Source organism: Pectobacterium araliae, from assembly GCF_037076465.1.
GTDB classification, from domain to species: Bacteria; Pseudomonadota; Gammaproteobacteria; order Enterobacterales; family Enterobacteriaceae; genus Pectobacterium; species Pectobacterium araliae.
The window spans coordinates 42,779-66,465 of record NZ_AP028908.1 but is presented as its reverse complement, the minus strand read 5'-3'; the positions used below and the strand labels follow the sequence as shown (position 1 = coordinate 66,465).

Sequence of the window (23,687 nt, the reverse complement as noted above, 5' to 3'; positions counted from 1 at the left end):
TCTCTACCTCTACTACTGCTTGAGTTTGGGGTCGAGAGCGTCACGCAAGCCGTCCCCCATCAGGTTAAACGCCAATACCGTCAGTAAGATTGCCAGACCGGGGAACGTCACCACCCACCAGGCGCTTTGCGCAAACTGCAAAACGTCCGACAGCATGGTGCCCCACTCTGGCGTTGGCGGCTGTGCGCCCATACCGAGGAAACCCAAAGCAGCCATATCGAGAATGGCGTTAGAAAAACCAAGAGATGCCTGCACAATCAGCGGTGCCAAGCAGTTAGGAAGAATGTTGACGAACATCTGGCGTGCCGAGCCCGCCCCCGCCACGCGTGAAGCGGTGACGTAATCGCGGTTGACTTCCACCAGCACCGCCGCACGAGTCAACCGGACATAGTGCGGCAATGCCACGAAGGTCAGCGCCAGCGAGGCGTTCACAATCGAAGGTCCGAATACCGCGACCAACACCAGCGCCAACAGCAGGCTTGGCAGTGCCAGCATGATATCGACAATACGCATGATGAGCGCATCAACTACACCGCCGAAATACCCGGCCAGCAGGCCAAAGACCACACCTAGCACCAGCGACAGCGCCACCACCAGGCAGCCGACCAGCAGCGACAGGCGCGCGCCATACATCAGGCGGGACAGGACATCACGCCCGACGTCGTCCGTCCCCAGAATGAACTGCCAACTGCCACCTTCTTGCCAGACCGGCGGACGAAGCAGCGCATCGCGGAACTGCTCGGCAGGTAAGTGCGGAGCCAACGCATTGGCGCCAATGGCGATAATCAGCATCAGCACGACATACACCATGCCAACCACCGCCCCTTTGTTACGTTTAAAATAGTGCCAGAATTCCTGTAACGGGGTCATCGGCTTCGGCGCGCTGTTTACAACCGGTTCAGTGACTTGTGTCATCTTAGCCTCCCCTTATTTCTTGTGACGGATGCGTGGGTTAACCACGCCGTAGAGCACATCCACCAGCAGGTTAACCAGAATAATCATGGTTGCCACCAGCAGCACACCGCCCTGAACCACCGGATAGTCACGACGCTGCAACGCATCGATCAACCACCGTCCCAGCCCCGGCCAGGAGAAAATGGTTTCCGTCAGGATCGCCCCAGCCAGCATGGTGCCGACCTGCAAACCAATCACCGTCACCACTGGCAGCATCGCATTACGCAACGCGTGCACGACAATCACGCGCAGGCGGCTCAATCCTTTAGCCCGAGCAGTGCGAATGTAGTCCTCTCCCAGCACTTCCAGCATCGCGGAGCGCGTCATACGCACAATCACCGCCAGAGGAATGGTGCCCAGTACGATAGCAGGCAGGATCATGTGTTCAACCGCGTCGATAAAATCGCCTTCCTCACCCCAGAACAGGGTATCGATCAGCATAAAGCCAGTCAGCGGCATACTGTCGTCGAGGAAAATCGTATCGCTGATACGCCCCGAGACGGGCGTCAGGTTGAGTTGAACGGAGACCAGCATAATCAGCATCATGCCCCACCAGAAGATAGGCATGGAGTAACCCGTCAGCGCCAGGCCAACAGAGGTATGATCGAAAATAGAACCGCGTTTAACCGCAGCCAGCACACCAACCGGAATCCCAACCGCGATAGCAAACAGCATCGCGCAAATACCCAGTTCCAGCGTCGCTTTGAAGCGAGGAACAAATTCTTCCCACACGGGGATGCGACTCTTGAGGGAGATCCCTAGATCGCCCTGCAACACACCGCCGATATAGTGGAGGTATTGCTGCCAAAGCGGCTTATCCAGCCCCATTTCAGCCAGTAATTGCGCATGGCGCTCGGCGGAAATACCACGTTCCCCCGCCATAATCATCACCGGGTCGCCCGGAATCATGTGCACGAAGGCAAACGTCAACAGGGTGATACCAATAAACGTTGGGATAACCAGCCCCAAACGCCGGAGTATGAACTGCAACATATCCCGAACTCTCTATTCATGCCCGTTGGCTCATTGGCCATCAGGCTTATCATTGCTCACCGATAAAAAATCGCCACGCGCGATTTTCAACGTCGTGTAAATTTAACGGGCAAGAAACCCCGCCTCCACGGCTCCTCTAACGAGAAACCGCAAGGTCGGGGTTTTCAATATCCATGAAAATTTGGTAGCTGAATTAATCCAACGTCACACGCTGGAAATCATGTACGCTACGCGGCTGGATAACATAGCCTTTGACATTGTTACGCACGGGCACATACACGGTTGAATGACCGACAAGCAACGCCGGTGCCTGATCCTGCATCACCACCTGCGCCTGCTTGTACAACTCAATCCGTTTTTCATGCTCGGAAATGGCACGCGCCGGTTGGATCAGATCCTCAAACGGTTTGTAGCACCATTTAGAATAGTTAGAACCATTCTTGGCGGCATCGCAGCTAAACAGGGTGGCGAAGAAATTATCTGGATCTCCGTTATCGCCGCTCCATCCCATCAACACGGTTTGGTGTTCGCCATCTTTGGCGCGCTTCAGGTACTCGCCCCACTCGTAGGTCACAATCTTGGCTTTCACGCCGACTTTCGCCCAGTCGGACTGGATCATCTCCGCCATACGACGTGCGTTCGGGTTGTACGGACGTTGTACCGGCATCGCCCACAGATCGATGGAGAAACCGTCAGCCACGCCCGCTTCTTTCAGCAAGCCCTTGGCCTTCTCAGGATCGTAGGCGTAGTCTTTCACATCATCGTTATAGCCCCACATGGTCGGCGGGATCAGGTTTTTCGCCGCCTGCCCCGCCCCCTGATAGACCGCTTCAATGATAGCTGACTTGTTAACCGCGTAGTTCAGCGCCTGCCGAACCTTCACGTTATCCAGCGGTTTTTTCTCAACGTTGTAAGCCAGATAGCCGACGTTCAGACCCGGTTGTTCTAATAACGTAATGTTCTTGTCTTCCTTCATGCGCGCAATATCGGCCGGATTAGGATATGGCATGACCTGACATTCATTTTTCTGCAACTTGGCATAACGTACCGAAGCATCCGGCGTGATAGAGAAGACCAGACGATCGATGTTCGGCTTGGCGCCCCAGAAACCTTCAAAAGCTTTGTACAGAATACGGGAATCTTTCTGGTACTGCTGTAGCTGGAACGGGCCAGTACCGATCGGGCTCAGGTCGATTTTCTCCGGCGTACCGGCTTTCAGCATGTTATCAGCGTATTCCGCTGACATGATGGAGGCGAAGTCCATGGCCAGGTTTGCCAGGAACGGCGCTTCAGGACGGTTCAGCACGAAGCGGACAGTATAGTCGTCTACTTTTTCAATTTTGCTGACCAGTTCCGGCATACCCATACCTTGGTAGTATTCATAGCTACCGCCAGACACTTTATGGTACGGATGGTTGGCATCCTGCTGACGCATGAAGGTAAAAATCACGTCATCGGCATTGAATTCGCGGGAAGGTTTGAAATCCTTACCGTCTTGCCATTTCACGCCTTTGCGCAGATGGAAAGTGTAGGTTTTTTCGTCTTCACTAATATCCCATTTTTCTGCCAAACTGGGTTCAAGCTCGGTAGTCCCCGACTTAAAATCAATAAGACGGTTATAGATCGGTACTGAGCTGGCATCATAGGTTGTTCCAGAGGTGAACAGCTGTGGGTTAAAGCCTTCTGGGGAGCCTTCTGAGCAGTAAACCAGCGTTTTTGCCTGAACACCTGCCGCGACGGACATGGCGAGCAAGCCAAGGCCGAACTTCAACACCCTTGATTTAACCAGGGATTTTTCCATTACTTATGCTCCATTGTAGATGATGTTGTGTTATACCCGTCCGACGCCAAGCTGCATTGCGTTAACTCTGTTGTTAAAACACGATTGTTAAAACACGATCGCTAAAAACACAGATATTAACAACGCAGATGTTCTGTCCTGCATCTCGAAATCAATGGGGTATGGTTGGCCAGACCTGTATTTTTATGTGCTGCGGTCTGTACCCTGTCGCCCGAAGGCAAAATTAAAATACTGGGGGAGGAATCATGGTCACCAGAACAAGCCGTCGTCACGCTATTGGATAGAGTCATAATAACTACAACCTATACCTTGAAACGCCACAACCCGCTCACGGATGCTGGATGAAGACGTAGAATCATTCAGGCAAACCGCTGCTTTCCTCCTTATATCCCTATGACGACTTCAATTTCTCAACAGATGACGGTGACGTCAATATAAGGTGTAAGGATTTACAAAATTTACTTACATTTTATTAAAATTAAAAATACAGTCTTATCAAATAATTAAAGGTTTATATTTTGCCATTTCTTCAAAAAACAGTGATAAAACCCAGTACATTGCCGACTAAAAGAAATTATCACCATTAAAAAAACTATAGTTATCTGGTCTTACATGTCCAAGATCTGAGCACTATTTTTTGTTAAAAACGTTAACGACAGGTAAAAACTCTGACGGATGATAAGAAATTCTGATATTTAGCATGACGCCATAAGTAGGAAAATGACTATCTACGCTACATGAAAAAACTTTGCTTTCCCCTTTTCGACAAACCAAAAACACACATTATTCTGTGCAACACGTATCTCTACCAGATGTAGCTTTTGATAAAATGAGTTAAAACAGCAATAGCTATTGTTGTATTGGTCGTATTGTTGACAAGGAAAACTGAGCGATGAAAGGAATGGTGGCCGTTTTGTCTTTATACACCTCATTCTCCTGTTTTGCGGGGGAGGATTATGAGATGGAAACGTGCCGTAATGGCGGATTTTCTACTTATCCAGGCCAATACTCTGTCGCTAAAATTACTGCGCCGCATGGCGATAAAGTACACTTCTACGATGATTACCTAAGGGAAGGATGCCCAGAGAAAAAAGCGGTTTGCCAGAATAAAGCCTATCTGATCCATGGTGACAAGGTGCTCGTGGCACAGGAAAAGAACGGCTGGTCCTGTGTAGGGTATTTTGGTCAGAAGTCCGAATTTGTTGGCTGGATGCGCTCCTCTTATCTTGAAAAACAAGCGATAAAAACGGCAGGCATCAATGCCTGGCTCGGATCGTGGCGTTATTATGACACCACGATAAAGATTACCCGCGGGAAAAATAATACGCTCCGTCTTAAAGGCAATACCACCTGGTATGGCGGAAGATCAAGTTATGGTGGCGAGATTATTCATTTGGGTAATATTTCAGCCACTGCCATACCAAACGGTAATCGGCTTCAATGGGGCGATTCAAGTGAAGAGTTTGAATGTAGCGGCGTGATGCAACTGATTAACGGCTATTTGATCGTGGAGGATAACGGTCAATGCGGTGGAATGAACGTCCGTTTTAATGATGTTTATCGTCTGAAAATATAGTGTATCAACCTACCCGACAGTTGTCCCTTCATGCTTTGCTGACATCACCGCCCTCACGGGCTACCCCTTTATATACCTGCGAGAAAATGATATTGCTCAATAATTAATTGGCTATTTTAGTTAAATAAATATTTTCACCAAAATTAAACCACACTATTTACTTATTCTCATAAAGTGATATTTTCACGTTATAACTCACCTTTTCCTCTGGTTTAATTCCCCTTCTCTTTCATAAAAATAATTTTAATTACAAAAAAATGACGTAAGTTATTTAAAATGAAGTTGCTGATAACTTCACAAATACGTAATTAACGTATTATTTTTAACATTTCATCATGCTAGATTACCCTCAGAAGTCATTTATTGTTAAATAATATCCATCATTCTTTATTTTTTGTTAATGATTGATAAAAAACAAAAAAGTGTATTTTTCTGCTTTCTGATAATAAACATTCCACCGCCAATGGCATGAGCAATGCTCGATAATCACACCGATACGGGTGATAAAAAAGGCAATAATCTACGTCGATAATGACGCACTATCAATATCTTAACAGTATGACACGGCAGGGATGTAATTTCTTTCTGTACCAACAGTCCTACAGGGTGAATATAATGAAAAAAACTGAAACTGATATTTTATGTGAGAACGATCTCGCTCTGGAAACACCGTCATCGTTTATCGGCGACTTCTTTAAAAAGAAAATTGGCTCCGTTCCCGTTGCACTTTTTATGGCGATTACCGCTGTTGTTGCTATCGCTGCCTATGAAGGATATTTGCCTAAAAACATGATTGGCGGTTTCGCCGTCATCATGACAATGGGTTTTTTACTGGCGCATATCGGCAGCAATATTCCCGTATTCAAAGATATTGGCGGCCCGGCGATTCTGTGCCTGATGGTGCCTTCCATTATGGTGTATTTTAATTTATTCAATGACAACACCATGAAAACCGTACACCTGCTGATGAAAGAGGCGAACTTCCTCTATTTCGTCATCGCCTGTCTGGTGGTCGGCAGTATTCTGGGCATGAACCGCAAAATCCTGATTCAGGGAATGGTGCGCATGTTCGTCCCGCTGGTTATCGGCACCGCAACCGCGCTGGCAACCGGTTTGCTGGTTGGTAAACTGTGCGGCTACAGCGTTTATCACACCTTCTTCTTCATTATCGTGCCCATCATCGGCGGTGGTATTGGCGAAGGCATCCTGCCGTTATCCTTAGCCTATTCTGCGATCCTGGGACAAAGCCCGGATGTGTATGTCGCTCAGTTAGCCCCCGCAGCCGTCGTTGGTAACATCTTCGCCATTCTGTGTGCGGGTGTGCTGTCCCGCCTGGGGATGCGTCGCAAGGATCTGAACGGTGAAGGCCGTCTGGTTCGCAGTGACGAAGACAACGCGATGTTTACCGTAAACGACGCGCCAAAACCGGTCGATTTTCACCTGATGGGCGGTGGATTGCTGATGATTTGCGCCTTCTTCATCGTCGGCGGCCTGTTTGAAAGACTGATACACATCCCTGGTCCGGTGCTGATGATTCTGATCGCCGTCTTTTGCAAATATGGACGCATTATCCCTGCCGTTATGGAAACGGGTGCGCACAGCGTTTACAAGTTCGTATCCAGTTCTCTGGTGTGGCCGCTGATGATCGGGCTTGGTATGCTGTATATTCCACTAGAGAGCGTCGTCGCGGTATTCTCCGTGGGTTACGTCATCGTCTGTGGTTCTGTGGTGCTGTCCATGGCGCTGGTGAGCTTCCTGGTTGCACCTTATCTGAACATGTACCCGATTGAGGCTTCTATCGTAACCACGTGCCACAGCGGGCTGGGTGGTACAGGTGACGTCGCCATTCTGTCTGCCTCTAATCGTATGTCTCTGATGCCGTTCGCACAGATCGCCACCCGTATCGGCGGTGCCTCTACCGTCATCGCCGCAACGCTGCTACTGGGCTGGGTTGCTTAACTCAACCACAACCCCCCAATAACAAAAACGCCACGGTCATTGCCGTAGCGTTTTTGTTTATTCACCGCTACTTATTCACAGTATTGACGCAGCGAGTCCTGCTTTTCTGGCAACAGCCATTAGTAATGGTTTGGCTTACCGCAACTACCTAACCTTTTTGAAAAGGATCAGAATCAGGATCACACTAATTGGGAAACCAATTAGTGTGGCTGAATACATGGAATCCATAGACTCTCTCATATCAGCCAGTATCGCAAAATGGTATTCAACTGACACTGTTTTATCAGATAAAAAAGCCATTCTTTCCTTATCTTGAACATGTCCAAAAGAAAAAAGAGCAATGCTTATCAAATAAAAAAAAGAGACAAGGCAAATACTAAACCATCGAATAAACGTCTTGCATTTACTTGTTAACATCGTGTGCCCCATCTAATAACCCACCGATAGTACCACCAGAATAAGGTGAAATTTTACCTATACCAGAAACAGTCTCGGAGACGACTCTTAACGCAGTATCTTCGCTTATCGATGTGTAGTTGTCGGTATTCGGGTACTGCTTTCTAAATTCACTGGTCATATCAACAACAAGCATCGATGATTCAGTGTTTTTTCGTTCTAAATACCGCTGTAGCGATACCGGAACGGCGAAATCTTCTTCGTAATTAATCTGTATCTGAGAGTTAATCGTATATCCTCCCTCAAATACCTGTGATCCCGCAATCTTCACGCCTTTTGTTGCATGGGTTGTACAGTTCACGCCTGTAACATCATATTGATCGATTGTTCGACCGTTTCTTTTAGTGCTTTCCCCCATCTTGATGGTTTCTTTCACCTTGCCACCTGAGCGCCATAGCTTTTCAAAGTACAATCGGGCAATCTTAGGATCTGCATCTGTAATAACGAATGCTTTCGCTTCCATCTTGTACAGCTCTTCTCGGTAATATGTCCGCGCATCTTCAAACTGCAAAAAATTTAAGATGCCATCACCGACAGCCCCGGCAACACCAGACCGTCTACCGAATCGACCATAAGTGAACACAGAAGCATTATTACCCTCATGCACTGAGACAAAAGCGTGACCTGTACCCTTAATTTCTGTCCAGATAAATACACCGTTCTCTAATGGGTTATTTTCTTTTTTACACTCTTGAATTTGATTAACCCATTCCCCTTTTGACGGCATGAGGTAAATCGGGTCATCCCTGAAGTAATTTGTTGGTTCGGGCTTAATATTTTCCCGTGGGTTACGCCATAACCCCAACCCACGGCCATATTGCATAAATTTATCGTGTTCCACTCAACCAACTCCATTTGGTTTCATCGTCACTGAATTGTGTATAGCACAAGGCGGGATCGCTCCCGCCTCGTTTCTGTTTACCTTATTTACTGCTAATTATTCACCGCTACTTATTCACAGTATTGACGCAGCGAGTCCTGCTTTTCCGGCAACAGGCGATACAGGTAAACCGGTCTCCCGGTTGAGCCGTACAGGATATTGGTGGTCAGAATATTGGTTTCAGACAGATAAATCAGATATTTACGGCAGGACACACGAGAAATACCAATCGCATTCGCCAGCATTTCGGTAGAAAACTCAATGCCCTGATTACCTTCAATCCACTCGCAAACGGTACGCAGCGTTAGACTGGTCAGCCCTTTCGGCAATTTCTTACGTTCACTGACCGTGCTACTGCTGGTACGGCGGATCAGATTATCAATATCCGACTGCCCAACAAAATCGCGGTGCTTGAACAAGTTCGTCTCTTCGCGATAGGCGGTCAGGGCCTGTTCAAAACGCGAGAACTGGAAAGGCTTAATCAGATAATCCACAACGCCGTAGTGCAGCGCTTTTTTGATGGTATACACATCGCTGGCAGACGAGATGATGATGACGTCCGTCTTTTCACTGAATTCACGGATAGTCGGTAACAAATCCAGTCCATTATCCTGCTGCATGTAAATATCCAGCAGTACCAAATCGATTTCCGAGTCAGGTTGCATCAGCAGGTTCCGCGCCTGCTGCAACGTGGGGACGGTCGCGTAGCAGCTAAATCCAGAAACCTGGTTCAGATAAGATTTGTTCAGCTCTGCAACCATGGCATCGTCATCAACAATCAGTACATTAATCATGGTCAAACAGCCTTGCTTGATAAGGAATAGTAACGAAAAACTGGGTGTACACCTCAGGTTCTGATTCAAACTCGATAGTGCCGCCAATCTTCTCCAGACTCTGTTTGGTCAGGTACAGGCCAATACCGCGCCCGCTGCCTTTGGTAGAGAATCCCTGTTCATAAATGCGCGCCTGGCTCTCCAGCGAAATGCCGGGGCCGTCATCCCCCACGGTACAGTGAAGGCGGCTATTCTGATGATGGAAGCTCACGCTGATTTCACAGTTTTCCTGCCCATCAATCGCGTCCATCGCATTCTCAATCAGATTACCCAACACGGTAATCAGTTCATTCGTGGCATCGACATCGTCGGTATCCGGTAGCAGACTCTCCTCGCTGATGGAGAGCGTAATGCCGAGATCGCGCGCGCGATTAATTTTACCCAACAGAAAACCGGCAATCACTGGCGATTTCACTTTACGAATAATCGAGCCGATTTCCGCCTGATAATTATTGGCGGTCTTCAGGATGTAATCTTCCAACTGCGAGTAATATTTTAAGTGCAGCATCCCTAATATGACGTGCAACTTGTTCATAAACTCGTGCGACTGCGCCCGCAGTGCATCCGCGTAGTAGGACATCCCACTCAACCGTTGCAGCAACTGGCTGATCTCCGTTTTATCACGGAACGTCGCAATCGCGCCGATAATATCGCCTTTCACAAAAACTGGGACGGTGTTAGTCAGCAATAGATGCCCATTAAAGCTAATCTCTTCATCACGCCGCGGCGTACCCCTTTCCAACACCTGTTTCAGGTGCAGATATTCAAGCCACTGTTCGCTAACGCGTTCGGCTGGCTTCAGAACCGACGTTTCACTGCCCTGCGGTTTATTCTCCCGGAAAAGCCGCCGCGCCTCATCATTGATGACGGTAATCCGACCATGTTGATCGACCGCAATAACCCCTTCTTTGATGTGTTTGAGCATCGCATTGCGCTGTTCAAACAGGTTCGAGATCTCAAACGGCTCGAATCCCAGCATAATACGCTTGAGCACCTTCACCAAAATCAGCGTACCCAACCAGCCAACCAGCGCCCCCGCCAGCAGCGTCCAGGGAATCATCCAGCGGTTATCGCTAATCACCTTCTGCACGCTGGTTAAGGCAATCCCCAGCGCGACGACGCCAACCTGCTTGTGGTTATTGTCGAAAACCGGCGTAAATACCCGCAGTGCCGGATCGAGCGTTCCCCGATTAATGGCGGTATTTTCCATGCCCAACAACGCCGGGTAGATATCTCGACCAGCGAAATACTCGCCAATTCGACCCGGTTCAGGATGGCTATGGCGTATCGTGTCCATATCCGTGACAGTGACAAAAAGTAGTTGATTACGCTGGCGAATCGTCTCCGCAGCAATCTGCACTTCCTCTGGCCGGCCAATCCCTTTCAGTTCACCAATCACGACAGGAGATGCTGCAAACGTACGAGCAATGGCAAAGGCTTTTTCCCGCAGAGAATCTTCTGAAAGCTGATTAATGCGAAAAAACAGCAAGGAATAGACCACCAGCAACACCGCACCAAGCACCACTGACACCATCAGAAATACCGATGTTCCCAGCTTTAGCGGTACCTTTTTCTTGCCCATGTCACTCTCCGAAACCACCATCATCACACCGTTATCTTATACTGTTTCGTCGCGTTTCGCGTGCCGTGATGCCTACGCCCCGTCACAAGGACAGGGCGTAGGCTTGAAGAAAGGAAATCAGGCTTAACGTTGCGGTACATTTTTTGTGTCAAGAATGTTTCGCATCAGGAAAGCCAGCAGTATTGCGTTTACCAGAAACCGAGCAGTTTCCACCACATTCCGCCAACACCCAGCCAGATAGGGATGATGACCAGGCTAATGGAGAAACCGATTTTCCACCAGGTTCCTAGCGGCACGTAGCCGGTGCCGAACAGAATCGGTGCCGGGCCACTGGAGTAGTGCGTTGTGGACATAAACAGGTTACTGAAGATACCGAATACCAATACGGTCAGCATTGGTGGCGCGCCAGCGGCCAGCGCGATGGAGACGAAAATCGCATACATGGCGCTGATGTGGGCAATCGCACTCGCCATCAGGTAGTGGCTGTAGTAGTACACCAGCAACAGCAGACCCAGCATCGGCAGCCAGTGCATCCCGCTGACCGCATTACCAGCCAATCCACCCAGCCAGGTAATCAAGCCCATTTTGTTTAGCTGACCCGCCAGCGTCATCAGCACGGCAAACCATACCACGGTGTGCCAGGCTTCTTTCTCACCCACCACGTCGTCCCAAGTCAGCGCACGACTGAGCAACAGCACGCTCAGGCCAGCCAGCGCGGTCAGCGTCGCGTCGATATTCAGCGTAGAACCCAACACCCAGAAGGTGACCAGACCCAGGAACACGCCCAGCACCACCCACTCGTCGCGGGTCATTTTGCCCATTTCTCGCAGTCTTTCGACGGCGATAGCGCGCATTTCTGAGGTTTTCTTCAGTTCAGGCGGGTAGAAACGGTAGATCAGGTAAGGAATCAGCGCCAGAGACAAGAAACCTGGCAGCAATGTCGCTAACGCCCAATCCGTCCAACTGATGTGAATACCAAATTGGGAAGCCAGCTTCGCCACCATCGGGTTACCCGCCATGGAGGTCATAAACATCGCAGATGTCACGGCGTTACACTGGAAAATGGACTGCACCAGAAACGCACCAATGCGGCGCTGTGTGCCTTTTTCCGGCGTGGAGTCATAGGCTTCGGCAATGGACCGGAACAGCGGAGTGATGATCCCACCGCAGCGTGCAGACGTAGAAGGCATCGCAGGAGCGAACATCAGGTCGGTAAACACCAGACCATACGCCAGACCGAGAGAGCTATTCCCAAGCTTGCTGATGAACAACAGACCAATGCGTCGGCCAAAGCCAGTTTTGATAAAGCCGCGAGAGATAAAGAAGGCGCAGGCGATCATCCAAATAGTGGGATCGCTAAAGCCCGCCAGCACATCTTTAATGGGTAATAACCCTAATATGGCGACCGAGGTCAGGCTGAACATCGCCATTGCGCCAAGCGGGTAAGGAGAAAGAATCAGACCGACAACCGTGGCAATAAAAATCGCCATCAGGTGCCAGGCATCAGGTTTAACTCCATCAGGAACCGGCAATAGCCATAAGCCACCGGCAATACAAAGGATAATTAGAAGCTTTATCAACCTGCTGTTATTCGCAGACATAAGAACACCACTCTTCATTAAAACGGAATGCTGTATTCACGACGGATGTCCCATGCGGAGGAGTGGGTATTTCGTTGTTCTTCCTTCGTCACCCTGCTGAAACAACGCAACAGGAATCATCTGCGGAAAAAAGACGAAAAAACAAGGAGTCAGGGTGCTTCTTTCGTCTTATCAAATCACGTGATTATGAGGAGATAGTATTATACTGCGCCTGCAAAATAGAGTTACTTTAGTTACTAAAGTAGTTCATTAATTTATTTAAGAAACTACCGTGGTTTTAATTTCCCGATAAAAACCCTTAAAATTCAATAATAATTGACATTTAAAGAACATAAAATTAACGAAGTTAACGACAAATCAATGATAAAAAAACCTTATACCTAATAGTGGTAATATAACTCTTTCCCAGACAGTGAGTTATCCATTCCTTATTTATTTACTCAGGTATTTCTTTATTAAAAAATAAAAGATCAAATAACCATTATTCAGCGAAAGAAATAGTATTTTTTATCCAACTGATAACATTTAGAGGGTCAGGAACAGTACGGCTAGTAACTGCGGCGACATAATGCGCAGAAACATCGCTAGCGGATAAACCGTGGCATAAGACAGCGCCGCCGCACCGCTGGTCGGGTGAAGCCCATTGGCAAACGCCAGCGCAGGCGGATCGGTCATGGAGCCAGCCAGCATGCCGCACAGTGTCAGGTAGTTCATCTTACCCAGCCTTCTCGCCAGTATGCCGACAAGCAGTAGCGGCACAATGGTAATCAGCGCACCATACCCAATCCACCACACCCCGTCGCCATTTAATAACGTATCGATGAAGTCACCGCCGGATTTTAGCCCCACCACCGACAGGAACAGCACAATACCGAGCTCGCGCAGCGCCAGATTCGCACTAGGCGGCATAAACCAGTGCAATTTACCGATACTGCCAATGCGCCCCAGCACCAGCGCCACCACCAGTGGTCCCCCCGCGAGCCCGAGCCGTAGCGCCACGGGGAATCCAGGGATCACCAGCGGCACAGAACCCAGCAGTACACCCAGTCCAATGCCGATAAAGACGGGCAGCATCTGTACCTGCTGGAGCTTCTGCTGTGCATTCCCCACGATATCCGCAACGGCATCAATCGCCGTTTTCCGCCCGACCAGATTCAGAATATCGCCAAATTGCAGGCTGGCCTGATTGCTGGCGACCAGCTCAACGCCCGCACGATTCAAGCGCGAAATCACCACATCATAGTTTTGCTTCAGATTCAGCTCGCGAATCTTGCGTCCCAGCACCTTCTCATTCGTCACCACCACGCGTTCAACGTGCAGATCCGTGCCGCGCGTAGAGAGCGACGTCTCCACTTCATTACCGATGACCAGCCGCGCCTGCTCCAGATCGTTTTTCGCGCCAACCAAATGCAGATAATCACCCAGTTGGATCAGCGTCTGCGGCGACGGCACCATCAGTTCATCACCGCGTTTCAGGCGCGAACAGACGATAGTATCGCGGTTCAGAATTGGCACATCCTGAATCGCCAGCCCTTGCAGATTGGTATTTGTTACTGACACATTCATCGTTTGCAGTTGTTCATGGTGCTGACCATTACTCGCCTCAAACTGTTTTGCCTCGTTCTCCACCACCACGCGAAACAGGACGCGCATCAGCCACATCACCAGTAAAATGCCGCAGATCCCCAACGGATACGCCATCGCGTAACCCGTCCCCATCTGGTTCACTAAGGTTGTACTCGAACCAAGATCGGCCAGAATCTGCTGACCCGCACCGAGAGAAGGCGTGTTGGTCACCGCACCGGAGAAAATACCGAGAATAATAGGCAGAGGAATGTTGAGCAGTTTGTGCAGCATGACGGTCACCACACTGCCGAGAAATACCGTCAACAGGGCAAACGCATTCAGGCGCAGGCCAGATACGCGCAGAGAGGAAAAGAAGCCTGGCCCAACCTGAATACCAATGGTGTAGACAAACAGGATCAGCCCGAACTCCTGAATGACGTGCAACATGTCATCATTCAGTTGAATCTGGTACTGATGGGCAATATGCCCGACGATGATCCCACCGAACAGAACCCCGCCAATCCCTAAACCGACGCCATAAATCCGCCAATTGCCAATCCATAACCCCAGAACGGCAACCAGCGCCAGCATACTCACGGTAAGTGCGATATCACTCATACCCGTATCCTTTGCGGACGTTTTTATTGGGAAATGTCACTGACGCTATACCCTATGATGAGTATATTTTGATTTTGGCAGAATGCTGGGGAAGGAAACGTGGCGGGCAACACAAAACCCTTGATAACTTCATGACTAATTTATGTACATATTCTTGCCCTGACTCCGCCCCTGAGTTAAGCTCATCTTTCGTAAACATGGAGCTGTTTAAACGTGAAAAAAATATTATTACTCATTGGTATTTTATTGGGAGTAGGACTAACTCTTTCATATCAATGGGTAAGCCCACCATTTAATAATCCTTACTTTTTTCTATCGCCAAAAATATCCATTGATAATCCTATCGATATACCGATTAAATTATATGAAAAAGGAGATGAAATTGATTTCGTCTTCTGGATAACACCATTACCACGTAGCAGATTTCTTTTCATAACGCCGCTAGAATCACCATCATCACATATAATATTAAAAATAAGAAAAGAAGAAAATCTTAACTTGGGGTTCTATACTTCAGATATTTTTATTGGGGATGGGCCTATCGATGATATTAAAGAATCACCTATTTTCAACATTGAACTATACAAAATAGATAATGATTTAACTGAAGAGTTAATTTTGAAAAATAACCACCGTCAGAAATATTATATCGATGAGACATCTAAACAATTATCAATCAGACCTGCGGATGCTTTCAGCCTAATCGATTTAAGTAGTCAACCCTACGGACAATACAGATTAAAAGTCAAAGTTATGGGAGACTGGCCTGAGTTAAAAATAGAAGGGTTAAATTATTTCATAACAATAGAAACGTATTTTATTAAATAAAAAGAAAAATCAAAGATGAAACCAGAGAATAAAACTGAAGAATTTCTCAAGTACATAGCAGACAACAATGATATGAAAAAAGAGCAAAAAAAATGGGAAATTGAATACTTCGCATATCCAGATCAGGAAGCCAACGATAACGCAGGACAAGCATGTGCGACCTGCCCACCACCACATGCCAGAAAAAGTTTTGTAGAACATGTACTTCACTCTTTAGAAGACAGATATATGGTGGCAATTTACATTGCCTATCCAGGAACACCTTTAAATGAAGATAGTGGAAAACCTAAAATCAATAAAGAAACAGGGAAAAGAGTAGTCTCAGCAGCTGGTCATATGTGGTTTGAAATAACTAAAGTACAACATGATAAAAAGGAAATAATTAATAACTCCTACGGATTCGCGCCTATAAATTCAGGAGCATGGGGAAATGGTTTCGTCACTGATAAGGACACAATTCATTACGAAAAACCTTATTACAAAAGAACAATTGAAATAACAGAAAACCACTACAAAAAATTAAAAGAGTTTGGTGATAGCGCATATAACAACTCAGATACTTATTTTGACCTTTACTATAACGGAGTAACAAATAGCTGCATTGATTTTACATGGAAATCATTACGCCATGCGGGATTAAGCCCATCTATTTTAGAATGTAAATCTATTCAGGAGTATTGTGATAGCACCAGAATATGGATAGATAAAGAAGAAAATAAATTTGATGATGGAATACTCGTTGGTGATAATCAAATCCATGTAAGATCTATACCTGCCCCATTTCCACATAGCGAGTTAAATAAGGAAATCAATAATCCACCGCCATTACGAAGCGACATTCAAAAAATAATTAGCGGGCTTGATCCGGATAGTGATGAAAAACAAGAAGCATCGGTGCAATATACTCATACTCTTCCCCCAAATTATGGGGTAAACCAATTAGTTAATGATTGGAGTAAATTTAGTCGCTAATTATTACACGACAAAGAAACGGGGCGGGCAACACAAAACCGCGCCCGTATAGCAACGGGCGCGGCTAACTATCACGTTAATGACGCACAGGTTAATCGCGCGCAAATTAATAACACGAATGTCGCGTTATGACACATCTTCGGCAGACTGCTGGTTCAATGCCGGGCGACTACCGCCGATAGCGATACGCTGCGGCTGCAAGGCTTCCGGTACGTCACGCACCAGATCGATGTGCAGCAGGCCATTTTCAAAATGCGCATCGGACACATGCAGATGCTCGGCCAGCGTAAAGCTCAGCGTGAAAGGTTTAAACACCAGCCCCTGATGCAGATATTCCACGGTTTTCTCGGTCGGTGCCGGGCTGCCTTTTACGGTAAGGCGTGGGCCTTCGACTTCAATATCCAGATCGCTTTGCCGGAAACCTGCCAGCGCGAGCGTGATACGGTAATGGTTATCGTCTTTTTTCTCGATATTATACGGAGGAAAATCAATCGGTTCCTGGCTGCCCTGCATTGAGCTGGCTAATTTGTCAAAACCGATCCACTGACGCAGTAAAGGTGATAAATCGTAGTTACGCATAATATGACTCCTTCTAAGAAGCGAGATTAATGATGCCCCTGTGGGCATCGCTTATTCCAGCCACGGTTTAATGGCTGGCGTCGTCCCCATTCGGCAGACGAGTATGACTTCAGGCAGTGTGCGATTCGCGTGATTTACTTGATTTCAATCCGACGCGGCTTCATCGCTTCCGGCACGATACGTTCGAGATCGATATACAGCAGCCCGTTTTCCAGATTGGCACCTTTTACCTGAATATGTTCAGCCAGTTGAAATTTACGCTCGAAGTTACGCTCGGCAATCCCCTGATACAGGTAATTGCGGGAAACCTGCTCACCAGCGTGGGCACCTTTTACAATCAATAAATTGTCGTGCGCGGTGATATCCAGTTCCTGCTCGGCAAAGCCAGCGACGGCAATCGCGATGCGGTATTGGTTCTCGTCAACCAGTTCGACATTGTAGGGAGGATAGCCGCCGTTACTCTGGGTCTGGCCGGTTTCTAATAGGTTGAACAGGCGATCAAAACCAATGGCGGAACGGTACAGTGGGGAAAAATCGGGGTTACGCATACAACAGCCTCCTAAACATGCAGCGAGGATTTATTTTTACCTTCCCTAGGGACAGGTTCACAGCCGAGACAGATACCCTGACGGCGTATCGTTTTCTTCCGGCTTATCATCAATATGGTGACCCCCCTCAGACTTTCAAGAGGCAAAAAAGAAAAATCACTGAGTTTCATGCAATATTCACTCACACTGCGGGCGTTATCACATACACTCAAGATAGGCAGGCTCTGGAACCCACTCTGGCAGCAGGTTCTTAATGGACAGGAATATGACCTTACTGAAAAGTGCATTGTTCTCTTTCATCATTACCGGTAGCGGTGCGGTGGCAACCAGCGGTTGCTCCAGCGTGATGACGCATACCGGAAGCGATCAGGGATACTATTCCGGCACGCGCGCCAGTGTGGGTATGCTGCGTGACGACGATACCAGTTGGGCCATGATGCCACTGGTCGCTATCGACCTGCCGTTCTCGGCGGTGGCCGACACGCTGCTGCTGCCCTACGACTACTACCGCGCAGGCAGCGAGCAGAACAAACTATCAACGCGCGAGCGCATTTCGCACAGTGAAGAGCAAAACCAGACCGCCAGTTCACAGCTCGCTACTATGCCGCATAACACCATGCCTCATAACACCATGCCTCATAATCAGCTTTGATAGCACCGCACTCGCCATGAACGCGTGCGTATCGGTTACGCCGTTGCCACAACGAAAAGCTGATTAAAACCGTCAATCTCCCGCATATACGCAATATGTTTCCCATCAGGAGAAAAGACCACGGCATCCGGACTCGGTGCGCTGTCCGTCCGCGCCGTCAGCCGAACCAGCTCACCGCTTTTCGCATCACACAGCATGATGCTGTTGTCACACACAAATGCCAGAGAACGCCCGCTCGGGTGCCAGTTAAAGGCAGACTGTACGCCGTGTTCCGTGTGCGTTACCTGTCTTGGTTCACCGCCGTTCGGAGAAATCATCCACAGCTGCACCACGCCTGCCTCATCCCGCATCAGGAAAGCAATCTCACTGCCGTCAGGCGAGGCTCGTAGCCAATGGCGCGGCTGATTCACTAGGCCAGGATAACGACGTGAGTGCGTAAACGTTAAACGCCGCTGCTGCACGTCTGATGGCGGCGCAGGCATTGACGTTGCCGTGCCAGCCAGTGGAGCATCCCCCGCTTTGGCGTACTCTTCCAGCGCCTCCGGCAAATCGACGATAAAGATCTCAGGCACCGTTGCCCCGTCCGCCGCCCGCGTATCGCCGATAAACGCCAGCGCCCAGCGCTGGCGCGAGCCGTCTTGCCGGATATAACCCGTGGTTCCTACCCAGCCTTCTTCATAGGCACGGTTGATTTCATCGCTGCCGGGTTGCGGTTGAGGCGTCGTTCTGCTGACCAGCACACAATAGTGGCTGCCGTCATATTCACGCGGGTGGCATTTCTCAACGGTGACGGTCTGTAGCGGCACGGCCACGCCCACATTGCGCAAGTTTAATGCCGGGTCGCATTCATGCAGCACATGATCGTTATAGGTAAAGCTCAGGCGGCTGGCATCCGGGCTGAAGACGTGGACATGCGTGCCGCCGCGCAGCGCACCGGCCTGATAAGGCGGCGTAATGGAGAAGGCGTCGAGCGTGATCGCTTCATCGCGCTGGCAATCTGCCACTATCGTTCCACGGCGATGGTGAAAATCATACTGCCATTCGCTATCCGGGTTTTCCGGCCCGTGGATAAAGACATAACGCAGTGGCTCCTGCGGACTACAGGTCACCACGCCCACATGCGCACCCGCCGTTGCTCGATAAATAACCTCGGTTTTGAGGTTTTTCAGGTGTATGCGCTCAATACTCAGCCCTGTAAACGAAGATCCATAGGGTCTTATGTCATAAACCAACCAATTACCATCACATGACCAGCAGTTAATATTGGTAAGTTGATGACCTACAGCATTAAACGTTAGTTTTGTTTCAACAAGCAAGACATCACCCCAGTTATTTAACATCAGTCAATGGTTTGTAAATAAAATTCAGTTTTATGCATAAATTGTTGTTTTTAATTTAAAAAAAACAAAAAACAATGGATATTATCATTCAAAAAAATAGAAAGACTCCCTCAGTAACATCCGTTTTTTAATTTATTAGCATTGGCGTAACATTCTTCATATCGAAAGGCCAGCCCCCTTTCACCTATCAAATAAGAAAAGGATAAGACATCATGAAAAACGTAAAAACCATCGCTGCTGCTGTTGTTCTCGCTACCTTTGCTTTCGGTGCTTCTGCTGCTGAATACGTGTCTCCTTCACAGGCACAAAACCTGGAAAAAGCGGGCGTTGTTACTGCTACCGCTCACGACCTAAGTTCACTGCAAGCTCAGCTCGCCGCGAAAGCAGAAAAAGCAGGGGCTAAAGCTTATACCATCACGTCTGCGACCGGTAACGATCAGCTGCGTGGCTCTGCGGTAATCTTCAACTAAGCGTTGTTGACTCTGCGTTGTTTGTCCCGATAAACCATCATAGATAGACCCGTATTACCCTCTTTCCGGCTTGCCTCCTCATCAGGGCAAGCCGGTTTTTTTATGCCCCCTTGTCTTCACTTCAAAAACCATTGTCGGCCGCCACCGCCGCGAACCATTGCCCGCTTTTCTTCACCGTGCGCGCCTGCGTCGCCAAATCCAACTGCACAAAACCATAGCGATTCTTGTAGGCATTCGACCACGACCAGTTATCGATAAACGTCCACATATGGTAGCCGAGACAGTTGCTGCCTTCCGCGATGCCTTGGTGTACATACTTTAGGTGTTCGCGGACAAAATCGATGCGGTAATCATCCTGAATCTGGCCGTTGGCGTCGAAACGCTGTTCGTTTTCGACACCCATGCCGTTTTCCGAAATAAAGCAGCGCGGATTGCCGTAATTCACCCGCAGGTTGGTCAGAATGTCATAGATGCCCGGTTCATAAATTTCCCAACCGCGATAGGGATTCATTTTTCGTCCCGGCATGTCATAGCTGGAAAAGAACCATTCGGGCATAAACGGACTATCAGGATTGACCAGACTGTCGCGGCACTGAATCCGACGCGGCTGGTAATAGTTAATACCCAGCAGATCGACAACACCATCGGCCAGCAGCGCCCGATCGTCAGGCTGGCAATTTGGTAGTTGGCCGTATTGCTTTAGCAAATCAACCAGTTCCTGCGGATACTCGCCCTTCAGCGCAGGATCGAGGAAACTGCGGTTAAACATCAGATCGGCGATGTTGGCCGCGTTAACATCGGCCGGATGTTGCGATCGCGGATAGGAAGGCGTCAGATTGAGGATAATACCGATCTCCCCGTCCTGAGACTGCTCGCGATAGGTTTTCACCGCCAGCGCGTGCGCCAGCATGGTGTGATACGCCACCGTCGCGGCACGCTTGAAGTCCACCACGTTCGGGTAGTGGAAATCATACAGATACCCGCCTTCCACCGGCACCACGGGTTCATTGAATGTAAACCAGTGCTTTACCCTGTCGCCAAACAGACGGAAGCAGGTCGCCGCATAGCCTGCGTAGGCCACCACCACCGCCCGATTTTCCCAGCCACCCAGCCGCTGCATCACCATCGGCATATCAAAATGGAACAGATTGATAAACGGCGTGATGCCCTGCGCCAGCATTTCATCAATGACCTGATTATAAAACGCCACCGCTTGCGGATTCGGCTCACCCACGCCGTCGGGAATCAGCCGCGCCCAGGAGATCGACGTTCGGAACGTGTTGTGATTCAGCGTCTTCAGCAGCGCGATATCTTCACGCCAGTGCTGATAAAACGTGGAGGTATCCGCTGGCCCGACCTGTTGGTGAAAACGGCCAGGCTGCGTGGCGAACCATTCATCCCATACGGTGGCACTTTTACCATAATTGAGGCTCTCGCCTTCCGTTTGTGGTGCCGAACTGGCGCTACCCCACCAAAAATTCGCGGGAAAGCGAAAATCGTTCTGAAGATGATCGTGCATACGTTCCTCTCTACTTCACTCATATTTATGCGCTGGCTTCGCCCGCAGCCTGCTGTTGTTTCTCCTGTTCCTGTTTGAGCAACGTGCGCTCATAGACTTTCAGAAACGGGTAGTACATCGCGGCCGACATCACCATGCAGAGCAGACACATAATTACCGGACTGAACGCCCAGTTCGCCGCCCACGATGCACCAATCGGCGCAGGCGTCGTCCATGGCGTCAGGGAAACCACCTGCGCGATCCAGCCGAGCTTCGTCGCCGTATAGGCAATAACGGCATTGACCATCGGCACGAAAATAAACGGCAGGAACAGCAGCGGGTTCATGATGATCGGTGCACCAAACAGAATCGGTTCATTGATGTTGAAAAAGCTCGGCACCACGCCCATCCGGCCAATCGTGCGTAGATGAACGGCGCGGCTACGCAGTAACAAAAAAGCCAGCGGTAACGTAGAACCGACTCCGCCAATCAACAGGTAGTGATCCCAGAATCCCTGCAAATAAATATGCGGCAGCGGTGCGCCTGCCGAGAGCGCAGCCTGATTCAGCGCCAGATTGGTCATCCAGAACGGGTTCATAATTCCGGTAACGATCAGTGCACCGTGAATCCCGGCAAACCACAGAATCTGGCAGATAAACACCGAAATCAGAATGGCGGGCAGCGAATCCGACGCTGAAATCAGTGGTGCCAACAGATGCATAATGGCTTCCGGGATAATCATGTCGGTCGCAGATTGGATGAACAGATTAAATGGGTGCAGCGTCGCGACGATGACCAGAACAGGGATGAGGATTTCAAACGAACGCGCCACGCCAGTCGGCACCTCTTTCGGCAGGCGAATCGTGATGTGGCGCTTCTTCAGCCAGGCATACACTTCACCCGCATAAATGGACGTCAGAATCGCGGTAAAAATCCCCTCACCGGAGAAATACTGAGTGGAAATCTGCTTATCGTGATAAGGCGCGGCCACCAGCAGAAACGCCATCAGCGCCAGCAGTCCAGTCATGATCGGGTCCAGCTTGTAATGCTTACCAAGACTGGCCCCAATCCCTACTGAGATAAAGAAGGTCATGACCCCCATACTGAGGTAGTACGGCAGCATCAGCTGCTCGCGGTAGGCCACGGAGAAATCGAGCCACGCGCGGGCAAACCCCAGCGTGGTATCTGGCGAGAACGGCGGAAAGATGAACACCAGCATAAATGAACCGATGATCATAAAAGGCAGCGCGGCGATAAAACCATCACGGATCGCGATGATGTGGCGCTGTTGCCCTACCACACCCGCCAGCGGGGTAATCTTTTGTTCGATGATATTCACCATCGATTGATAGAGGCCACTCATAGCGGTTGTCCTGATTTTTCGATTAGCGAAAAGGCAAAATCCAGCACGTTGTCACCGCGCTGCATACCGTAATCCATCATGTCTATCGCAGCCACGGGCACGCCTTTTCCCTCGGCTTTCTCCTTGAATGACGCCAGCATGTATTTCACCTGCGGCCCCAGCAGCACAACGTCATACTTACCGACTTGTTCATCAAATTCATGGGCGGCGTAGGCGGCAATCTCAACGTCCAGACCACGCGTATCGGCCGCCTCCTTCATCTTTCTCATTAACAGACTGGTAGACATCCCAGCGGAACAACAAAGCATGATCCTTTTCATTTTCAACACCCCGTCGTACGTGCGTTATGAATCAAAAACGTCATCAATAAAAGCGTCGTGAATAAACACGGTCATTGAACACACCCTCATTGGAAACACGCCTATGGAAACACAACGGAAACCGTTTTCCATGAAAAAAATCAATATCTGAGAATAGGTTCACGAAATGATAGACATTGCGGGAAACAATGTGAGGCAGGTCATGGAAAACGTGTTTCAGACATAAAGGACGGGTAAACCCACGATTGCAGCACTGGTTACGCTAAGTGCGTTGATTTCAGGTATTTTCTACTTTTGG

Annotated in this window: 20 protein-coding genes; 6 read left to right on the top strand and 14 right to left on the bottom strand. The window is 49.0% G+C overall.

Going from position 1 to position 23,687, the window contains the following annotated elements; all coding sequences use genetic code 11:
- Window positions 1-12: 12 nt before the first annotated feature.
- From dppC to dppA, 3 genes are all read right to left on the bottom strand, one after another.
- Entirely contained in the window at window positions 13-915 is a 903-nt protein-coding gene (gene dppC / locus AACH44_RS00300; RefSeq protein ID WP_261847438.1) for a dipeptide ABC transporter permease DppC, read from the bottom strand.
- A gap of 12 nt (window positions 916-927) precedes the next feature.
- Window positions 928-1,947, bottom strand: coding sequence for a dipeptide ABC transporter permease DppB (dppB, locus tag AACH44_RS00295; protein WP_261847437.1), 1,020 nt, complete (start codon window positions 1,945-1,947; stop codon window positions 928-930).
- Between the two features lie 193 nt (window positions 1,948-2,140).
- Window positions 2,141-3,748, bottom strand: a complete 1,608-nt coding sequence (dppA, locus tag AACH44_RS00290; protein ID WP_261847436.1) for a dipeptide ABC transporter periplasmic-binding protein DppA — start codon at window positions 3,746-3,748, stop codon at window positions 2,141-2,143.
- Window positions 3,749-4,640: 892 nt separating this feature from the next.
- Here dppA and AACH44_RS00285 point away from each other — a divergent pair.
- Window positions 4,641-5,324: a hypothetical protein gene (locus tag AACH44_RS00285; RefSeq protein WP_261847435.1), complete on the top strand. Its 684-nt coding sequence runs from the start codon at window positions 4,641-4,643 to the stop codon at window positions 5,322-5,324.
- A gap of 615 nt (window positions 5,325-5,939) precedes the next feature.
- Window positions 5,940-7,283 carry a 2-hydroxycarboxylate transporter family protein gene (locus AACH44_RS00280; RefSeq protein ID WP_261847434.1) on the top strand — a complete coding sequence of 448 codons (1,344 nt, stop codon included), beginning with the start codon at window positions 5,940-5,942 and terminating at the stop codon, window positions 7,281-7,283.
- A gap of 403 nt (window positions 7,284-7,686) precedes the next feature.
- On the opposite strand, the gene AACH44_RS00275 is transcribed toward AACH44_RS00280, so the two are convergent.
- The 5 genes from AACH44_RS00275 to AACH44_RS00255 form a co-directional block, all read right to left on the bottom strand.
- Window positions 7,687-8,580, bottom strand: a complete 894-nt coding sequence (locus tag AACH44_RS00275) for a hypothetical protein (RefSeq protein WP_261847433.1) — start codon at window positions 8,578-8,580, stop codon at window positions 7,687-7,689.
- 110 nt (window positions 8,581-8,690) lie between these two features.
- Window positions 8,691-9,413 carry a two-component system response regulator DcuR gene (gene dcuR, locus AACH44_RS00270; protein ID WP_261847432.1) on the bottom strand — a complete coding sequence of 241 codons (723 nt, stop codon included), beginning with the start codon at window positions 9,411-9,413 and terminating at the stop codon, window positions 8,691-8,693.
- The gene (locus tag AACH44_RS00265; protein WP_261847431.1) at window positions 9,406-11,034 is read right to left on the bottom strand and encodes a sensor histidine kinase; all 1,629 of its coding nucleotides are present in this window, start codon (window positions 11,032-11,034) and stop codon (window positions 9,406-9,408) included. The genes dcuR and AACH44_RS00265 overlap by 8 nt, the downstream gene beginning before the upstream one ends.
- 188 nt (window positions 11,035-11,222) lie before the next feature.
- A complete protein-coding gene (locus AACH44_RS00260; protein WP_261847430.1) occupies window positions 11,223-12,635 on the bottom strand; it encodes an anion permease in 1,413 nt (470 codons plus the stop codon).
- Window positions 12,636-13,160: 525 nt separating this feature from the next.
- Complete coding sequence (locus AACH44_RS00255) at window positions 13,161-14,819, bottom strand: putative transporter (RefSeq protein WP_261847429.1); 1,659 nt, start codon at window positions 14,817-14,819, stop codon at window positions 13,161-13,163.
- Window positions 14,820-15,032: 213 nt separating this feature from the next.
- On the opposite strand from AACH44_RS00255, the gene AACH44_RS00250 reads away from it, so the two are divergent.
- Both AACH44_RS00250 and AACH44_RS00245 read left to right on the top strand, forming a co-directional pair.
- On the top strand, window positions 15,033-15,647 hold the full coding sequence (locus AACH44_RS00250; protein ID WP_261847428.1) for a hypothetical protein: 615 nt from the start codon (window positions 15,033-15,035) through the stop codon (window positions 15,645-15,647).
- Window positions 15,648-15,662: 15 nt separating this feature from the next.
- Window positions 15,663-16,619 (top strand): hypothetical protein, encoded by a 957-nt coding sequence (locus tag AACH44_RS00245; protein WP_261847427.1) that lies wholly within the window; start codon window positions 15,663-15,665, stop codon window positions 16,617-16,619.
- Window positions 16,620-16,745: 126 nt separating this feature from the next.
- Here the strand turns inward: AACH44_RS00245 and ibpB are convergent, their stop codons facing one another.
- Both ibpB and ibpA read right to left on the bottom strand, forming a co-directional pair.
- Entirely contained in the window at window positions 16,746-17,198 is a 453-nt protein-coding gene (gene ibpB / locus AACH44_RS00240) for a small heat shock chaperone IbpB (RefSeq protein ID WP_261847426.1), read from the bottom strand.
- A 134-nt stretch (window positions 17,199-17,332) separates the two neighbouring features.
- Window positions 17,333-17,746, bottom strand: a complete 414-nt coding sequence (gene ibpA / locus AACH44_RS00235) for a small heat shock chaperone IbpA (protein ID WP_261847425.1) — start codon at window positions 17,744-17,746, stop codon at window positions 17,333-17,335.
- Between the two features lie 265 nt (window positions 17,747-18,011).
- Here ibpA and AACH44_RS00230 point away from each other — a divergent pair, with 265 nt between their 5' ends.
- Window positions 18,012-18,398: a YceK/YidQ family lipoprotein gene (locus tag AACH44_RS00230; protein ID WP_261847424.1), complete on the top strand. Its 387-nt coding sequence runs from the start codon at window positions 18,012-18,014 to the stop codon at window positions 18,396-18,398.
- Window positions 18,399-18,433: 35 nt separating this feature from the next.
- Here the strand turns inward: AACH44_RS00230 and AACH44_RS00225 are convergent, their stop codons facing one another.
- A complete protein-coding gene (locus tag AACH44_RS00225) occupies window positions 18,434-19,738 on the bottom strand; it encodes a DUF3748 domain-containing protein (RefSeq protein ID WP_425606614.1) in 1,305 nt (434 codons plus the stop codon).
- A gap of 212 nt (window positions 19,739-19,950) precedes the next feature.
- Here AACH44_RS00225 and bhsA point away from each other — a divergent pair, with 212 nt between their 5' ends.
- Window positions 19,951-20,208: a multiple stress resistance protein BhsA gene (gene bhsA, locus AACH44_RS00220; RefSeq protein ID WP_261847422.1), complete on the top strand. Its 258-nt coding sequence runs from the start codon at window positions 19,951-19,953 to the stop codon at window positions 20,206-20,208.
- A gap of 121 nt (window positions 20,209-20,329) precedes the next feature.
- Here the strand turns inward: bhsA and AACH44_RS00215 are convergent, their stop codons facing one another.
- The 3 genes from AACH44_RS00215 to AACH44_RS00205 are packed head-to-tail and all read right to left on the bottom strand — an operon-like array spanning window position 20,330 to window position 23,389.
- Window positions 20,330-21,727 (bottom strand): glycoside hydrolase family 1 protein, encoded by a 1,398-nt coding sequence (locus AACH44_RS00215; RefSeq protein WP_261847421.1) that lies wholly within the window; start codon window positions 21,725-21,727, stop codon window positions 20,330-20,332.
- A gap of 25 nt (window positions 21,728-21,752) precedes the next feature.
- Entirely contained in the window at window positions 21,753-23,069 is a 1,317-nt protein-coding gene (locus AACH44_RS00210; RefSeq protein WP_261847420.1) for a PTS sugar transporter subunit IIC, read from the bottom strand.
- Entirely contained in the window at window positions 23,066-23,389 is a 324-nt protein-coding gene (locus AACH44_RS00205; protein ID WP_107168595.1) for a PTS sugar transporter subunit IIB, read from the bottom strand. Before AACH44_RS00205 ends, AACH44_RS00210 begins: the two co-directional genes overlap by 4 nt.
- Window positions 23,390-23,687: the final 298 nt, after the last annotated feature.

Excerpts from the sequence above, each read along its gene's own strand:
- AACH44_RS00245 (WP_261847427.1), top strand. The coding sequence starts at position 15,663 with ATGAAACCAGAGAATAAAACTGAAGAATTTCTCAAGTACATAGCAGAC.
- AACH44_RS00260 (WP_261847430.1), bottom strand. The coding sequence starts at position 12,635 with ATGTCTGCGAATAACAGCAGGTTGATAAAGCTTCTAATTATCCTTTGT.
- bhsA (WP_261847422.1), top strand. The coding sequence starts at position 19,951 with ATGAAAAACGTAAAAACCATCGCTGCTGCTGTTGTTCTCGCTACCTTT.
- AACH44_RS00210 (WP_261847420.1), bottom strand. The coding sequence starts at position 23,069 with ATGAGTGGCCTCTATCAATCGATGGTGAATATCATCGAACAAAAGATT.
- ibpB (WP_261847426.1), bottom strand. The coding sequence starts at position 17,198 with ATGCGTAACTACGATTTATCACCTTTACTGCGTCAGTGGATCGGTTTT.
- AACH44_RS00215 (WP_261847421.1), bottom strand. The coding sequence starts at position 21,727 with ATGCACGATCATCTTCAGAACGATTTTCGCTTTCCCGCGAATTTTTGG.
- dppA (WP_261847436.1), bottom strand. The coding sequence starts at position 3,748 with ATGGAAAAATCCCTGGTTAAATCAAGGGTGTTGAAGTTCGGCCTTGGC.
- dppC (WP_261847438.1), bottom strand. The coding sequence starts at position 915 with ATGACACAAGTCACTGAACCGGTTGTAAACAGCGCGCCGAAGCCGATG.
- ibpA (WP_261847425.1), bottom strand. The coding sequence starts at position 17,746 with ATGCGTAACCCCGATTTTTCCCCACTGTACCGTTCCGCCATTGGTTTT.
- dppB (WP_261847437.1), bottom strand. The coding sequence starts at position 1,947 with ATGTTGCAGTTCATACTCCGGCGTTTGGGGCTGGTTATCCCAACGTTT.
- AACH44_RS00280 (WP_261847434.1), top strand. The coding sequence starts at position 5,940 with ATGAAAAAAACTGAAACTGATATTTTATGTGAGAACGATCTCGCTCTG.
- dcuR (WP_261847432.1), bottom strand. The coding sequence starts at position 9,413 with ATGATTAATGTACTGATTGTTGATGACGATGCCATGGTTGCAGAGCTG.
- AACH44_RS00265 (WP_261847431.1), bottom strand. The coding sequence starts at position 11,034 with ATGGGCAAGAAAAAGGTACCGCTAAAGCTGGGAACATCGGTATTTCTG.
- AACH44_RS00230 (WP_261847424.1), top strand. The coding sequence starts at position 18,012 with ATGACCTTACTGAAAAGTGCATTGTTCTCTTTCATCATTACCGGTAGC.
- AACH44_RS00255 (WP_261847429.1), bottom strand. The coding sequence starts at position 14,819 with ATGAGTGATATCGCACTTACCGTGAGTATGCTGGCGCTGGTTGCCGTT.
- AACH44_RS00205 (WP_107168595.1), bottom strand. The coding sequence starts at position 23,389 with ATGAAAAGGATCATGCTTTGTTGTTCCGCTGGGATGTCTACCAGTCTG.
- AACH44_RS00225 (WP_425606614.1), bottom strand. The coding sequence starts at position 19,738 with ATGTTAAATAACTGGGGTGATGTCTTGCTTGTTGAAACAAAACTAACG.
- AACH44_RS00285 (WP_261847435.1), top strand. The coding sequence starts at position 4,641 with ATGAAAGGAATGGTGGCCGTTTTGTCTTTATACACCTCATTCTCCTGT.